The organism is Chroococcidiopsis thermalis PCC 7203, assembly GCF_000317125.1.
GTDB lineage: Bacteria > Cyanobacteriota > Cyanobacteriia > Cyanobacteriales > Chroococcidiopsidaceae > Chroococcidiopsis > Chroococcidiopsis thermalis.
The window spans coordinates 332,334-347,220 of the sequence record NC_019695.1; the positions used below are offsets into that span (position 1 = coordinate 332,334).

The window sequence follows — 14,887 nt, forward strand, 5'->3', positions numbered from 1 at the left end:
TCAATGACGAATATTTAATGTATCTTGTTTAATTTTTCGTTCTTGGATAGTGCCGATCGCCTTTATAGCTAAAGTCTCAATTCGATTATATAATTCTTGCGGTAGTAGCAGGAGCAAGTAAGCGGCTATTAGGGTTGAGAGAGTTCTATAGGGTTCCTCAAATATTAATTTCCCATAATTAGCTAAAGCTAGATGAATTAATTTAACAGCTGTTTTTCCTTTCCGAAACCGGACGGCACTGCGGGCTAAATACCTGATGTAATAAGATTTTATTACTCCCCGCCAACGCAAGTTTAATTCTGGGGCGTACAAACGAGTTTTTTCAATTTCTTGGCTGGCAGATTCTAACCGCTTCAATAAGTTTGCTGTCATCCCTCCAGAATTGACTCTATATAGCGTCAAAGCTGCGGGAATACCTTCAATTTTCCATTGAGTTTGAATCAGAATCCGTAGTAAAAAATCGGTTTCTCCTCCCGATATCCTAAATTGTTCGTCAAAATAGCGATCTTCAAAATTGCCATGTTGTTGATGCGTAAATTTGATATCTTCTAAAACTTTACGACGTATGACTCCTGCCGAACCATTTCCAATTGGATTACAACGAATTAGATATGATAAGTTAATTCCTTTTAGTTTTGGCATTTGATAAGTTCCTAAACACTTACCACATTCATCGATAAAACTAGAACGACAAAAACTCATGCCAACAAAAGGAGATGATTCTAAATGCGCGATTTGTTTTTCTAATTTTTGCGGCAGCCACAAATCGTCTCCATCTAAAAAGGCGATATATTCTCCTTTTGCATGACGAATTCCCGTGTTTCGTGCCGCTGGTACGCCGCGATTTTCTTGACGAATAATTCTAATTCTCGGATCGTCAAATTGCTGACAGATTTGTACACTGCGATCGGGCGAACCGTCATCAATGACTAGAATTTCAAAGTTTTTGTAAGTCTGTGCCAACACTGAATGAATTGTCGCTGCAATATATGGCTCACTCTTGTAAACCAAAACAATAACAGAAACTTTTGTCATCTTTGAGCTTTGCACCCAATTTAGGGGTAGTAAGATTTATCATACGGTAATGTTGCGTAAGAAAAACTTCCTTGCAGTAATATTTTTTACTAAAATAGCTTGCGGCTTAGCTGCGAGTCGAGCTAGAACCGTAAAAATCCGTGCAAAAATCTATAGTTCAAAAATCTATAATGGGTATAATGTAAAGCTAAATCCGAACTTGTCTGCACGTAATGATCGCTCCTAACCGCCGCTATCACATCACCACTTTTGGCTGCCAGATGAACAAGGCTGACTCCGAACGCATGGCTGGCATCCTTGAGGATATGGGCTTCGAGTGGTCAGAAGACCCGAATGAAGCAAGTTTACTCCTCTACAATACTTGCACGATTCGGGACAACGCCGAGCAAAAAGTTTATTCCTACTTAGGCAGACAGGCGAAGCGCAAGCAGGAACAAGCAGACTTGACAATAGTTGTTGCTGGTTGCGTGGCACAGCAGGAAGGCGAAACACTGCTGCGACGAGTACCGGAAATCGATCTCGTCATGGGACCCCAACACGCCAATCGTTTAGAAGAATTGTTAGAACAAGTATTCGACGGCAATCAAGTTGTAGCAACAGAACCGATTCAAATTGTCGAAGATATTACGAAACCGCGCCGCGATAGCACCGTCACAGCTTGGGTAAATGTGATTTATGGTTGCAACGAACGCTGTACTTACTGCGTGGTTCCCAACGTGCGTGGTGTAGAACAGTCTCGCACGCCGGAGGCGATTAAAGCCGAGATGGTAGAGTTGGGCAAACAGGGATATAAAGAAATTACCTTACTCGGTCAAAATATCGATGCTTATGGGCGCGACTTACCAGGAACAACCCCAGAAGGCAGACACTTACACACGCTGACAGATTTACTCTACTACGTCCACGACGTACCAGGAGTCGATCGCCTCCGTTTTGCTACCAGTCACCCGCGTTATTTCACCGAACGATTAATTCGTGCTTGTGCGGAGTTACCCAAGGTATGCGAGCATTTTCACATTCCCTTCCAATCGGGCGATAACGAAGTCCTCAAACGGATGTCACGGGGTTACACCCACGAAAAATATCGGCGGATTATCGATAAAATTCGGCAACTGATGCCCGATGCTTCAATTAGCGCTGATGCGATTGTCGGCTTTCCTGGGGAAACTGAAGCGCAATTTGAAAATACACTCAAATTAGTGGCAGATATTGGTTTCGACCATTTGAATACAGCCGCTTATTCCCCACGTCCCGGGACTCCCGCTGCTTTATGGGATGCACAATTAAGTGAAGAAGTCAAGAGCGATCGCCTGCAAAGATTAAATCATTTAGTTGCCACCACAGCCCAAGCGCGATCGCAACGTTATTTAGGTAGAGTTGAGGAAGTTTTAGTAGAAGACCAAAACCCCAAAAATCCCCAGCAAGTGATGGGAAGAACCAGAGGAAATCGTTTGACGTTCTTTGATGGCGATATTATCCAGCTTAAGGGGCAATTAGTTACAGTCAAAATTACCGAAGTACGGGCTTTCAGTTTGACAGGAGAACCGATAGAGGCGCGTCAATTGGTAGTTGGTTGACAGTTGACACTTATCGGTGTAGAAAGCTGACTGTAACCGAAGGTGCGATCGATTGAGGATTGCTGTAGCTGAGTAGAGGTTTAAAAATGCCTTCTATTGCCAAACACAACGAGGTTATTACAGTCATCATTATTTTTGCTGTAGAACCAGAACAACAGCAGGAACTAATAAATACAATTGTGGAATTCGTGGAGGCAGATGTAAAGCACCAACCTGGTTTTGTTTCATCGAGTCTCCACAAAAGTTTAGACGGTATCAGAGTCCTAAACTACGCTCAGTGGAAAACTCTAGAAGATTACAAAGCTTTCCTCAATAACTCTGAAATACAAGCGCGGGGAGCAGCTAAATTAGCCAATTTTCATTTACTAGACTCCCGTGTATACGAGGTAACGATTTCTTTACCGGAATCAGCAGACCTCACAATTTCTCCAGGGCGCTTAATTCACCTGGGAGAATTTAGAATGAAGCCAGAAAATCAGTCTCGCTTGATAGAGCTAGAGCGAGAAAACGTCACAATTGCGTTAGAACACCCCGATCTATTATCTGCAAATTTTCACCGTTCGCTTGACGGAACGCGCACGATGAATTATGGATTTTGGCAAACTCTCGATAATTTTGAACTACTAGTCAAAGAACCAAAATTTGCTCCCGTGCGGGAATATTGGCAAGGTTTATCAGAAAACGAATTTCACCTGTACGAAGTCGTTTTCACCGAACCTCATGAGTAAAAGTCAAAAATTAAAAGTTAAAAGTCAAAAGCTCATAGAGCGATTGCTGATAACTGATAACTTTCTACAGACGTTAAATGTAACGTCTCTACACTAACAACTGACAACTGATAACTGAATTATGCAAGTTCGTACCTCTTACACTAGACTTTTAGTTACCGATCTGAAAGCTTGCTTTGCTTTCTATCGAGATATTTTGGAATTTAAGGTAATAGTAGATGCTACTCAGGAAGGGTACGCTGAATTTGCCGCTGGAGATATGAAACTAGCAATCTCGCAACGGCAAGAAATGGCAGAAATAATTGGCAGCGATCGCCTCCCACTTCACGCAGAATGTCAAGATCGTGCCGTGTTAGTTTTTGTGGTTGCCGATGTAGAAACAGTTTGTCACGAATTAAAACAAAAGGGAATTAAATTTACTAGAGAGCCAATGGCTAATCCTAGTTACGATCTCAAAACTGCTTATATACGCGATCCTGATGGAAACTTAATTGGGATTTATCAATATATGATTTAATCGAGTTGACGATCGATAGGTCTGCAATTGAGTTGACAATATAGCTCTCATTGTTCTACCTTGAAATATGCATGAGGAACTATCGCTCGTTGAAAATACAAAGCAGAAATTAAGAAAGTAGCGAGTGATAAGAATTAAGGGAATACTTTTCTTGTTCTCAGCTAGCTGTATCGCACCAAATTGAGTTTGGTTAAAAATTTCAAACCAAAACGTACAACTGACAATTCAATCGCGCAATAGAGTAAACCAATTCAGCAATTGGAGAGTTTTATGACATCTGTGCAAAATTCTCGCGTCTGGTTGATTACAGGTAGTTCTAGTGGGTTCGGGAGAGCGATCGCCCAAGCAGTATTAGATCGGGGCGAGAAAGTCGTAGTAACGGCACGAAATCCCCAACATGTTGAAGATATTCAGACAAAATATCCCGATCGCGCTCTAGCAGTGCAGCTAGACGTGACTCAGCCAGCACAAGTCAAGGCAGCAGTAGAAACGGCGATCGCTAAATTCGGAGGCATTGACGTACTGGTAAATAATGCTGGCTACGGTACGATGGGGGCGTTGGAAGAACTCAGCGATGAAGCAACTCGCCGCCAGTTTGAAACGAATGTTTTTGGGGCGCTGAACATGATGCGAGCAGTGCTACCCTCGATGCGACAGCACCGCAGTGGATACATTCTCAACCTTTCTTCGGTAGGTGGTTTCGTGTCTTTTCCTGGCGCTGGGATCCATTGCGCGACTAAGTTTGCTCTAGAAGCCTTGTCTGAAGCACTTGTCAAGGAAGTAGAGGCGTTAGGGATTAAAATTATCATTGTCGAACCAGGGGCGTTTAGGACGGATTTTAATGGGCGATCGCTCGTTTTAGCCGATACTCAAATTGCCGACTACGAACCTATAGTTGGTGGTCTCCGTCAGTGGCTGCAAGATATGGATGGCAAGCAACCAGGCGATCCCGTTAAAGCAGCCGAGGCAATGATTCAAGCCGTAAATAGCGATAACCCACCTTTAAGACTCGCTTTAGGTGCAGATGCCGTGGATGCAATTGAAACAAAACTAGAATCAGTCAAGGCAGAGATGGAGGCTTGGAAAGACGTAGCCGTGAATACAGCTTATGAAGGGGCAGCTGTCGGCGCGATTGGAGGGTAACTGTTCTATATCCACTCCATACCCATACAACTTATGAAAGCAATTCGGATGCACGCTTATGGTGGCGTAGATGTCTTGAAGTACGAAGACGTGCCGCTACCTCAACCCGCAGCAGATGAAGTTTTGATTCGGATCTATGCAGCAGGAGTAAATCCTGTAGATTGGAAGATTCGCGAGGGATATGTGGGTAAAACCTTCAATTTGCCCCATATTCTCGGTGCTGATGTTGCGGGAGTTGTGGAGTCTGTGGGTGATGCAGTACGGCGACTGAAGCCAGGAGATGAAGTGTACGGCTACGCTAGCTTGCGGCGGGAAGGTACGTATGCTGAATACATTGCTGCTAGAGAATCGGAAGTCACGCTAAAACCCAAAAGTATCGACTTTATTCAAGCAGCAGCTTTACCAGTGGCAGCGCTGACATCCTGGCAGGCAATGTTTGATACGGCGCACTTAGAGGCAGGACAAAAAATTCTGATTCATGCCGCATCTGGTGGAGTAGGATCGATCGCCGTACAATTAGCAAAAGCCAAGGGTGCGCGTGTTATCGGTACGGCTTCTACTCGGAATACTGAATTTATCCGCAAATTGGGAGTAGACGAAGTCATAGATTATCAGGCAACACCATTTGAAGATGTCGTGCGCGATCTCGATGTGGTTCTAGATACAATTGGTGGTGAAACAAGAGCGCGATCGCTCAAAGTTCTCAAACCAGATGGGATACTCGTTTCAATTGTCGGTTCACCACCAGAAAGTGCCAGCGTGCGAGTTGCGATTACCCACGTACAACCAAATGCGGCGCAATTAGATGAAATTACCACTTTCATCGACTCAGGGCAAGTTAAACCGTATGTCGAAACCGTACTACCCTTGAGCGAAGCCGCACAAGCACACCAGTTAAGCCAAAGCGGACGGACGCGCGGTAAAATCGTGCTGCGGGTTGACTAAAGGAAGAAAGCACTAAATTTTTCTCCGATCGCCAAGTCGCTGCATACTAGTACCTATACTTAAATGAGTTGGTGTATTCGATCGAGCTAACTTATAATCGCGCATGGAAAATCCTCGCCAACTAGCTTTTATCGCTCTCAAGGCAGTACATCGCGATGCATATGCAGATGTCGCTTTAGATCGGGTACTTAGTCAATCGAATTTAAATCCTAACGATCGCCGTTTGGTAACAGAATTAGTCTACGGTAGCGTCAGAAGAATGCGATCGCTCGACGTTCTGATCGATCGCTTAGCCAAAAAAAATCTCACCAACAACCCCCCGACTTACGCACAATTCTGCACATTGGCTTATACCAGCTATGTTATCTGACTCAAATTCCCTCCTCTGCCGCTGTCAACACAACAGTGGAATTGGCGAAAACTAATGGTTTTGCCGGATTGAAGGGATTTGTCAATGGGATTTTGCGTCAGTTTTTACGGGAGTCGGTAGGGGGGGGTTTCCAAACCCGTCCGTACGGGAGTCGGGAGTCGGAGGACAAGGGAGACAAGGGGGACAAGGCAGAGGGGGGAGACAAGGGGGACAAGGGAGACAAGGGAGACAAGGGGGACAAGGGGGACAAGGGGGACAAGGGGGACAAGGGGGAAAAACAACCAACTACCAACTACCCATTACCCATTACCCATTACCCATTACCAGAAGATCCAGTTGAAAGACTAGGAATTCTACACAGTTACCCTAATTGGATCATTGAATTGTGGTTGGAACAGTTGGGTTTGGTAGAAACAGAACAACTATGTGAATGGTTTAATCAACCGCCAGCGATCGATCTACGAGTTAATACTTTACAAACTTCTATCGAAGAAGTAGAAACGCAGTTGCAAGCAGCAGGGGTATCTGTAACCCGGCTTCCCCATCTACCCCAAGCTTTGAGGTTGACTGGAAGTATTGGTGCAATTCAGAATTTACCTGGATATAGTGCGGGATGGTGGACTGTCCAAGATAGTAGCGCTCAACTTGTGAGTCACGTACTCGATCCGCAAGCAGGGGAAGTTGTCATTGATGCTTGTGCTGCACCTGGAGGTAAGACAACTCACATAGCCGAATTAATGCAAGATCGTGGAACAATTTGGGCTTGCGATCGCACCACATCTCGTTTGAATAAGCTTAAAACAAATGCCGAACGCTTACAATTGCGATCGATCAAAATTTGTCCCGGCGATAGCCGTTCTCTGACTCAATTTACGAATATAGCCGATCGCGTGTTGCTCGATGCTCCCTGTTCTGGATTGGGAACTTTGCACCGCCACGCCGATGCTCGTTGGCGACAAACACCCGCATCAGTACAAGAACTTGCTAACCTACAAAAAGAACTACTCGATCGCACGGCTACCTGGGTGAAACCTGGTGGTATTCTTGTCTACGCCACTTGCACTCTTCATCCTTTAGAAAATGAAAGAGTAGTGGAATGGTTTTTATCAAGCCATTCCCAATGGCAAATCGATCCTCTTCCACCCAATTCTCCTGCAACTCCATTTTCCACTACCGCAGGTTGGCTAAAAGTATTTCCCCATCAGCATCAAATGGATGGCTTTTTTATGGTTCGATTGAAGAGAAGGGAGCAGTGACTAGTGGCTGGTGGCTAGTGACTGGAAAAGAGAAACAAGACTAACCAACTACTAATTACCAAAAATGACTAATAATTCTAATACCAAAAATTTAATGAAAATCTTGATCGGTGCTGCTTGGTTGGACGGCAAAATTCAACCAGAGGAAAGAAAATATCTTCAGCAAGTCGCTCAAGCAAAAAATTTGGCTGACGATCCAGAGATTCGACCTTTACTCAACGAACTCCGAACAGTACAGCCTACAGAATGTTATGAATGGATTCAAGCATATTTAGGCGATCGCCCTAGTGAAACAGCTTACCAAAGTTTGATTGAAGCTATTAGCGGCTTAATTTATAGTGATGGCGACGTTGCCGTAGAAGAAGCTCAATTGCTTAACAAAATAGAGTCTTCTCATTCAGAGGAAACAGAGCATCATTCCATGCACAATTCCGCAATTCACGCAATCCAAAATCTCTACCGTCGTTGGGTAGAGACTCAAAATTAGTCATTAGTCATTTGTTATGAGTGGCTAGTGGCTAGCGATCGGTGGTTAGTAGCTGAATTCTCGATCTAGTCACTCCTCACCAGTCACTAATCGCTGATAACTAATAACTCTGTACAGACATTACATATAACGTCTCTACACTGACTTTTGACCTTTGACTTTTGACCTTTGACTTTTACTTTGGTTCGCCAACTCCGGGAGTTTCTTCTTTTTTCACTTCTGGGACTACGCTGGGACGCTCTTTATCTTCCCAACCTACAGGACGCTTGGAATTATACCAAGCAACTGAACCAATTGTCGCAGCAGCAATAAAACCAACTACATATACTAGAGTTGCAGAGATTGGAAAGTGGGGCTGATTTACTGCCGCATCTGCTGCTGCTTGCATTAATATCTGCATAGTCATAATTTCCTCAAATTGCTAATACTACTGTTTAGACCCTATACAAACAGAGTACCATTTCCATCCTCCCCAGGAAAGAAGCAGCAAACAGTGACCAGTGACCAGCGACCAGCGACCAGTTATCAACCACCAATTACCCATTACCTAACTAACCCAACAAACAAGCTACCGGAAACAAAATATATTCTAAGAAGAAGAGTTTCCAAATGAATTGATAGCAACTGGCGATCGCGCTTTTATCTTGTAAGTTTACTTGACGGCTGCGCCACCATAGCAAAGCTAAGAGTAATAAGTGGGTACTGATGAGAAAAGTTGAGTTGACTGAGGAAAGTCCTAGAATTCCGGCAATTATTATACCTATATAACATGTAGCTATTACCCAAAGTGCTAGGTTAAAAACTTTTTCTTTCCCTAAAGCAATGGTAAAAGTTGTAATGTGATATTGGCGATCGCCTTCCAAATCGGGAATGTCTTTAAAAATTGCGATCGCAAAGGTAAATACCAAAATAAATAAAGTTAACGTCCAAACCGAGCTAGGAATTCCTGAAACTCCTTGCCATAACCAGTTAAAATGCAAAAATAATCCTAAATTAACTATCGCTCCTCTAACAGAAAAAATGCATAAAGCTGCCCAAAAAGGAAACCTTTTCAATCGGATTGGTGGTAAAGAATAAGCTGTTCCAATTGCTAAACTTATTGCTACCATGCCAAATAAATACCATCCAGCAGCCCCAGCTAATACCAACGCCAAAATTCCCGTTATGGCTATCAAAATTTGACCTGTACGCTGTGAAAAATCACCAGATGCTATTGGTAAATGGGGTTTATTAATTTTGTCAATTTCAACATCTTCTAGTTGATTCAAGCCAACAATATAAATATTGCCGCACAGACAAGCAATCCACGCCAATAACAGTGGCTGTAGGGGCGGGTTTAGCCAATGAACCATGCGTTCGATGAGAGAACTATCGGCAAAACTCGCCCGTACATTAGTCGGGAGTTGGGAAAGAGCGATCTGCGCATCAAAGGCAATTAAATACATTCCTAAGACGCTCAAACTCGTACCGATAATGGTGTGGGGACGCGAGAACTTCCAAAAAGCGTAAAGCCACTCAGCCAAATTTAATCGCCTTACTTTCGGCGTTCTCTGCGTCTTGACGGTACGTTTCATTACTTAATCCCACACAACAAGCCAAATCGAATTAAACCACGCTGGTAGCCCCGCTGCATCAGCCCCAGAGACAGTGCTGCTTGAATTGTTTCCCACCCAGATAAAATTAAACCTAATATTGCCGTGGGATTAAGAGCGGAATCGATGACTACATCCCAAAATGGCGCTACGGCAGTTGACCAATCTGCGGTACGGATGCTGTTTAAATTAAGATTGCGGGCGATCGCTTCATATTCCGGTAAGGCGATCGTGTAAGGTAAGTGATACACCTGGTAAATCTCGTTCAGATGCTTTTGCTCGTCTGCTGTCAGAATACCTCCTGACTTAGCATCCGTAGGGCGATGACACCAAGTCACCATGACTAGCTTTCCCCCAGGTTGCAGCACGCGGTAGCACTCTTGCATGAACTTAACCTTATCGGGCATATGTTCGCCGCTTTCTAATGCCCAAACAAAGTCAAAGCTGTTATCCGCAAAAGGCATATTCTGAGCATTTGCAACTAAAAATTCGGCTTTTTGACTCAAACCCATCGCTTGAGCGCGTTGAGTCGCTCGATTCGCTTGAAACGAGCTGAGAGTAATTCCCGTGGCTTGAGCATCAAACTTTTGGGCTAAATAAAGCGAACTACCACCTATACCGCAGCCGACATCGAGGATATGCTGTGCTTGCTCTACATCTGCCCATTGCAGCAGTTCTTCAATCAGATCGATTTGTGCTTGTCGCCGCTCTTTTCTCTGTTTTCCATCTGTGCCATAGTAGCCATGATGCATGTGTTCCCCCCACACCTGTTCCCACAAACTAGAGGAGGAATCGTAAAATTGCCCAATCCGCTCGTAAAGTGTCGCACTCATCACAACTCAGTATTAACGTAACCCGCAATTAGCCTACCATAAAGAATTCGGAATTCGGAATTCGGAATTCGGAATTAATTCCTCTTGCTAACTACCAAATAACAATTATCAATTACCAATTACCAAAAATAATGACTGTTCCTCGAACTATTTCTTTAGGATTTTTAGCGGTGATCGCTGTTGGAACGCTGCTGCTGATGATACCTTTTTCTTCTAGTAGCGGTGATTGGACTAACCCAATTGTGGCACTGTTTACGTCTACTTCTGCTGTTTGCGTCACTGGGCTATCTGTAGTAGATGTGGGAACTTATTTCTCATTTTTTGGACAGGTAATTTTGGTTGCTTTAGTGCAAATTGGTGGTTTGGGTTACATGACAGCCACCACTTTTTTATTAGTTTTGATTGGAGTGAAATTTGGGTTGCGCGATAAAGTGGCAATCCAACAAGCACTCGACCGAACGGGGTTATCTAATAGTGCCGATTTAATCCGTTCGATTATTGGCGTAACCCTGATTTTTGAAATTACAGGAATCTTTCTACTTTTACCAGTTTTCACACCTCAATATGGACTCGATCGCGCCCTTTGGTTAGCTATTTTTCATAGCGTAAACTCTTGGAACAATGCTGGTTTTAGTTTATTTAAAGATAGTTTTATCGGTTTTCAATCGTCAATTTTATTAAATTTAGTCGTCACAGGATTAATTATCTTTGGCGGTATTGGATACGGAGTCCTTTTTCAAATTTATATTTATTTGCGCGATCGCCTCCAACGCAAGTCAGAAAGAGTCGTGTTTTCGCTAGATTTAAAAGTAGCAATTAGCACGAGTTTGATTTTATTGATTGCAGGTACGGTTGCTTTCTTTTTAATTGAGTCGAGAAATCCCAATACTTTCGGTAATCTCAGTTGGCAAAATAAAATATTAGCTGCTTGGTTTCAGTCTGTGACTCCCAGAACGGCTGGATTTAACACAATTGATATTGGCAAAATGACTAATGCTGGCTTATTTCTTACTATTGCTTTTATGTTTATTGGTGCAAGTCCAGGTGGTACGGGTGGAGGTATAAAAACGACAACTTTGCGCGTGTTAACTAGTTGTACCAAGGCAATTCTACAAGGGAAAGAGGACGTCCTACTCTACGAGCGTCAAATTCCACTTAACCTGATTTTAAAAGCTGTTGGCGTACTAGTTGGTTCGATCGCCACGGTAATACTAGCAACAATTTTGATATCCTTGACTGACCCGAACATAGATTTTATTCAAATCTTGTTTGAAGTCGTATCTGCTTTTGCTACTGTAGGACTTTCGACAGGAATCACCGCCAATGTCTCTGCTGCGGCTAAGTTAGTCTTAATCGCCACCATGTTTATCGGACGGGTAGGTATTTTGTTACTCATAGGAGCCGTACTAGGAGATCCTCGCCCTACTGCTATCCACTATCCCGAAGAAAATTTACTTGTAGGTTAAATCGCTACGAACGAGATATACCAAGAGATTTAAGCAAATATGCTGTTTTCGAGTGGTAAAGGTATATATTTGAGTTGGAACGATTTAGTAACTTTACTTCACATAAGAAGTAAGGTTGATTGAAGCAAAGGTATAAGCGTGTGAATCTGTCGTCTTTAGGTTTTTTTCGCAGTCTCCGCAAAGATAACCACCAGTTTGCGGTCATTGGCTTAGGACGGTTTGGGCGTGCTGTCTGCTCTACTCTACATCGGTTGGGTTATGAGGTATTAGCAACGGACATTGATGAGAAAAACGTCAATCAGGTCATGAGCGAACATATTGCAGCTCACGCCGTACAACTCGATTCTACTGACTCTGTAGCGTTAAAAGAAGCGGGAATTTACGAGTTTGATACGGTCATTGTTGCGATTGGTAACTATATACAAGAAAGTATTATTACGACGCTGAACTTGAAAGAAGGTGGCGTACCGCATATTGTGGCAAAAGCATCTTCAGGGGTTCATTGCAAATTGTTACATCGCGTTGGCGCGGATCACGTTGTCTTTCCTGAGTATGAAGCAGGATGCGAGTTAGCGCGATCGCTCACCAAACCAGCTATTCTCGATCGCTTCGACCTTGACCCAGATAATAGCATTGTTGAAGTCATCGTACCTGACGAATTTCATGGCAAAACAATCGGCGATCTACAAATTCGCAACCGCTATGGTTTAAACTTGCTAGCGGTGAGTCAAGATGGCAAATTTGAAATCAACCCCGATCCTAGAAAACGCTTAGAGAAGGGTTCTGCTATGGTTGTAATTGGTTGTAATAGGGATATTAATCGCTTGCCAATTTAACTTGGCTTGCATCTATAGATGTCATAATTTTTTTCATGCGATCGCCATTTCTGTGTCACTTTTTTGTCACATTCACTCATTAGCATGTTTGTAAGTAGACTCTATGTCTGCTCCTCACACCACACTTCAAGGTAACCCTTCCGCACCACGACGGGAGGGTTTTTTTTGGTTTTTATTTGTAGAGACGCGCGATCGCTTTTTAGCGAGGATAACGCTGCATTAACTCCCGTACTTGTTCGGCGTGATAGGAACTACGGGTGAGAGGTGAAGAAACCACTTGTAGGAAACCCAAAGATTCACCATACTCCCGCCAAGCATCAAATTGTTCTGGAGCAATAAAACTATCTATTTTTAAATGCTTTTGGCTGGGTTGAAGATATTGTCCTAGCGTGAGGATATCGCAATTGACAGCCCGTAGATCTTGCATCACCTGGCGAATTTCCGTATCGGTTTCTCCCAGTCCTACCATCAGACCAGATTTGGTGTAGACAGAAGCAGCTAAAGTACGCGATCGCTCTAACAATTCTAAGGAGCGATCGTAGTCTCCTTGAGGACGTACTCGCCGATACAGGCGGGGAACGGTTTCTGTATTGTGATTTAAGACTTCTGGTTGCGCCTGTAAAATCGTCGCCAAAGCATCCCAATTCGCACATAAATCGGGAATCAAAACCTCAATCGTAGTTTGAGGCGATACCTCACGAATCGCTTGAATACAGCCAACGAACTGAGATGCACCCCCATCCGATAAATCGTCTCTATTTACGGAAGTGATCACGACATGATTGAGCCGCAGCCGCCGAACTGCTTCAGCTAGGCGTTGTGGTTCTGTGGAGTCTAGGGGTTTAGGTTTTTTCTCAAAATCAATATCGCAGTAAGGACAAGCACGGGTACAAGCTGGTCCCATAATCAAAAATGTTGCCGTACCTGCATTAAAACACTCGCCAATATTAGGACATGAGGCTTCTTCGCAGACAGTATTGAGGGCTAAATCCCGCAAAATGTCTTTAACTTTACCGACGCGCTGCCACTGCGGCGCTTTTACCCGTAACCACTCTGGCTTAACAGTCACAATTAACTTCAACTAAGGTTCCTAGTCTAGATTTTATCAAGTTAGGGAGTGGTAGTTGGTAGTTGGTAGTTGATAATTGGTAATTGGTAGTTGGTCACTGACTTGCTAAACGTCTCTACTTCTTCGCTTGCGCCAGCGGGAAGTTGGTTCTAAGCAACTGGTTTGTTGCTCTTGAACTCTTCGTTGACAAATTATCTCTGCTGGATCGCACAACTGAGGATCGCGATAGGGGATTGCCGCACGAGTCTGTAAATGCTCTCGTTCTTCCTGAGAAAGGGAAGGTAAGCCAGAATCATGCCAACTAGCTACAGTACCAGGCGATCGCCTACCTACGGGTGATGTGGAACCAATTTTTAACCCCGCTGCTTGCAAAGCCGATCGCACGGATGCAGCGCAGGAATATGTTGCCAAAATTCCACTCTTATGCATACATCGAGCCACGTACCCTAAAAATTCCACCGTCCACAATTGAGGACAGGTAGGCGGAGAAAACGGGTCGAGAAAAATTGCGTCTGCCTGAAAACCAGATGCTTGTAATGTTTGAATCGTCTGCCTTGCATCGCCAAGTAGTAACTTTGCTTGCAGGCGATCGCTTGTAACTTGATGCGTTGTTGCAAGTTGGGTTAATTGGGGTAAAAGTGGCGACCAGTTATCGAGGAGATTGTGGGCGATCGCCGCTTGGGGTACTGTTGGATCTAACTCCAATCCTGCAACTTCTATTTCACAATTGGGATTCTCTTCCCAGATAGCTGCTAAAGCAGCAGCGGTATTGTAACCCAAGCCGTAACATACATCTAATAATCGTAAAGATTTTTGTTGCCGTGCCTTTTGCCGTAGTTTTGTCGGTTCCACAAACTTAAACTCAGCTTCCTGACGCGCCCCAAACTGGCTGTGATATGCTTCGCCAAATTCGGCTGAGAAAAACGTGTAAGAACCATCGGCTGTGATTTGGGGGGAGTAGTAGGAGTGGCTGGTGGCTAGTGGCTGGTGGCTAGAATTGCTCACTTGTCCTCCTTGTCTTCCTTATCTCCCT

At 43.9% G+C, this 14,887-nt stretch carries 14 protein-coding genes and 1 pseudogene; 9 read left to right on the forward strand and 6 right to left on the reverse strand.

Annotated features, from left to right (window positions below; genetic code table 11):
• Entirely contained in the window at window positions 1-1,035 is a 1,035-nt protein-coding gene (locus tag CHRO_RS01460; RefSeq protein WP_015152401.1) for a glycosyltransferase family 2 protein, read from the reverse strand.
• Between the two features lie 212 nt (window positions 1,036-1,247).
• Between CHRO_RS01460 and miaB the strand changes: the two genes are divergently transcribed.
• The 7 genes and pseudogenes from miaB to CHRO_RS01500 all read left to right on the forward strand — a co-directional run bounded on the left by miaB (window position 1,248) and on the right by CHRO_RS01500 (window position 8,058).
• A complete protein-coding gene (gene miaB, locus CHRO_RS01465; RefSeq protein WP_015152402.1) occupies window positions 1,248-2,612 on the forward strand; it encodes a tRNA (N6-isopentenyl adenosine(37)-C2)-methylthiotransferase MiaB in 1,365 nt (454 codons plus the stop codon).
• 86 nt (window positions 2,613-2,698) lie between these two features.
• On the forward strand, window positions 2,699-3,340 hold the full coding sequence (locus CHRO_RS01470) for an antibiotic biosynthesis monooxygenase family protein (protein WP_015152403.1): 642 nt from the start codon (window positions 2,699-2,701) through the stop codon (window positions 3,338-3,340).
• 121 nt (window positions 3,341-3,461) lie between these two features.
• Window positions 3,462-3,857 (forward strand): VOC family protein, encoded by a 396-nt coding sequence (locus CHRO_RS01475; protein WP_015152404.1) that lies wholly within the window; start codon window positions 3,462-3,464, stop codon window positions 3,855-3,857.
• A 270-nt stretch (window positions 3,858-4,127) separates the two neighbouring features.
• Entirely contained in the window at window positions 4,128-5,000 is an 873-nt protein-coding gene (locus CHRO_RS01480; protein ID WP_015152405.1) for an oxidoreductase, read from the forward strand.
• A 33-nt stretch (window positions 5,001-5,033) separates the two neighbouring features.
• On the forward strand, window positions 5,034-5,945 hold the full coding sequence (locus CHRO_RS01485) for an NADP-dependent oxidoreductase (protein ID WP_015152406.1): 912 nt from the start codon (window positions 5,034-5,036) through the stop codon (window positions 5,943-5,945).
• A gap of 103 nt (window positions 5,946-6,048) precedes the next feature.
• Window positions 6,049-7,571 (forward strand): annotated as a pseudogene (locus tag CHRO_RS29340) (16S rRNA (cytosine(967)-C(5))-methyltransferase).
• Between the two features lie 64 nt (window positions 7,572-7,635).
• The gene (locus CHRO_RS01500; protein WP_015152407.1) at window positions 7,636-8,058 is read left to right on the forward strand and encodes a tellurite resistance TerB family protein; all 423 of its coding nucleotides are present in this window, start codon (window positions 7,636-7,638) and stop codon (window positions 8,056-8,058) included.
• Window positions 8,059-8,233: 175 nt separating this feature from the next.
• On the opposite strand, the gene psb35 is transcribed toward CHRO_RS01500, so the two are convergent.
• The 3 genes from psb35 to CHRO_RS01515 form a co-directional block, all read right to left on the reverse strand.
• Window positions 8,234-8,458: a photosystem II assembly protein Psb35 gene (gene psb35 / locus CHRO_RS01505; protein WP_041462317.1), complete on the reverse strand. Its 225-nt coding sequence runs from the start codon at window positions 8,456-8,458 to the stop codon at window positions 8,234-8,236.
• A gap of 151 nt (window positions 8,459-8,609) precedes the next feature.
• Window positions 8,610-9,632 (reverse strand): homogentisate phytyltransferase, encoded by a 1,023-nt coding sequence (locus tag CHRO_RS01510; RefSeq protein WP_015152409.1) that lies wholly within the window; start codon window positions 9,630-9,632, stop codon window positions 8,610-8,612.
• Complete coding sequence (locus CHRO_RS01515) at window positions 9,632-10,483, reverse strand: methyltransferase domain-containing protein (RefSeq protein ID WP_015152410.1); 852 nt, start codon at window positions 10,481-10,483, stop codon at window positions 9,632-9,634. Before CHRO_RS01515 ends, CHRO_RS01510 begins: the two co-directional genes overlap by 1 nt.
• Window positions 10,484-10,614: 131 nt before the next feature.
• Between CHRO_RS01515 and CHRO_RS01520 the strand changes: the two genes are divergently transcribed.
• Together CHRO_RS01520 and CHRO_RS01525 are read left to right on the forward strand one after the other, a co-directional pair.
• Window positions 10,615-11,949 carry a TrkH family potassium uptake protein gene (locus CHRO_RS01520; protein WP_015152411.1) on the forward strand — a complete coding sequence of 445 codons (1,335 nt, stop codon included), beginning with the start codon at window positions 10,615-10,617 and terminating at the stop codon, window positions 11,947-11,949.
• Between the two features lie 140 nt (window positions 11,950-12,089).
• On the forward strand, window positions 12,090-12,785 hold the full coding sequence (locus CHRO_RS01525) for a potassium channel family protein (protein ID WP_015152412.1): 696 nt from the start codon (window positions 12,090-12,092) through the stop codon (window positions 12,783-12,785).
• Window positions 12,786-12,984: 199 nt separating this feature from the next.
• On the opposite strand, the gene lipA is transcribed toward CHRO_RS01525, so the two are convergent.
• Window positions 12,985-13,854 (reverse strand): lipoyl synthase, encoded by an 870-nt coding sequence (gene lipA / locus CHRO_RS01530; protein WP_015152413.1) that lies wholly within the window; start codon window positions 13,852-13,854, stop codon window positions 12,985-12,987.
• A 105-nt stretch (window positions 13,855-13,959) separates the two neighbouring features.
• A complete protein-coding gene (locus tag CHRO_RS01535; protein ID WP_015152414.1) occupies window positions 13,960-14,859 on the reverse strand; it encodes a tRNA (5-methylaminomethyl-2-thiouridine)(34)-methyltransferase MnmD in 900 nt (299 codons plus the stop codon).
• Window positions 14,860-14,887 lie beyond the last annotated feature (28 nt).

Excerpts from the sequence above, each read along its gene's own strand:
- CHRO_RS01460 (WP_015152401.1), bottom strand. The coding sequence starts at position 1,035 with ATGACAAAAGTTTCTGTTATTGTTTTGGTTTACAAGAGTGAGCCATAT.
- miaB (WP_015152402.1), top strand. The coding sequence starts at position 1,248 with ATGATCGCTCCTAACCGCCGCTATCACATCACCACTTTTGGCTGCCAG.
- CHRO_RS01470 (WP_015152403.1), top strand. The coding sequence starts at position 2,699 with ATGCCTTCTATTGCCAAACACAACGAGGTTATTACAGTCATCATTATT.
- CHRO_RS01475 (WP_015152404.1), top strand. The coding sequence starts at position 3,462 with ATGCAAGTTCGTACCTCTTACACTAGACTTTTAGTTACCGATCTGAAA.
- CHRO_RS01480 (WP_015152405.1), top strand. The coding sequence starts at position 4,128 with ATGACATCTGTGCAAAATTCTCGCGTCTGGTTGATTACAGGTAGTTCT.
- CHRO_RS01485 (WP_015152406.1), top strand. The coding sequence starts at position 5,034 with ATGAAAGCAATTCGGATGCACGCTTATGGTGGCGTAGATGTCTTGAAG.
- CHRO_RS01500 (WP_015152407.1), top strand. The coding sequence starts at position 7,636 with ATGACTAATAATTCTAATACCAAAAATTTAATGAAAATCTTGATCGGT.
- psb35 (WP_041462317.1), bottom strand. The coding sequence starts at position 8,458 with ATGCAGATATTAATGCAAGCAGCAGCAGATGCGGCAGTAAATCAGCCC.
- CHRO_RS01510 (WP_015152409.1), bottom strand. The coding sequence starts at position 9,632 with ATGAAACGTACCGTCAAGACGCAGAGAACGCCGAAAGTAAGGCGATTA.
- CHRO_RS01515 (WP_015152410.1), bottom strand. The coding sequence starts at position 10,483 with ATGAGTGCGACACTTTACGAGCGGATTGGGCAATTTTACGATTCCTCC.
- CHRO_RS01520 (WP_015152411.1), top strand. The coding sequence starts at position 10,615 with ATGACTGTTCCTCGAACTATTTCTTTAGGATTTTTAGCGGTGATCGCT.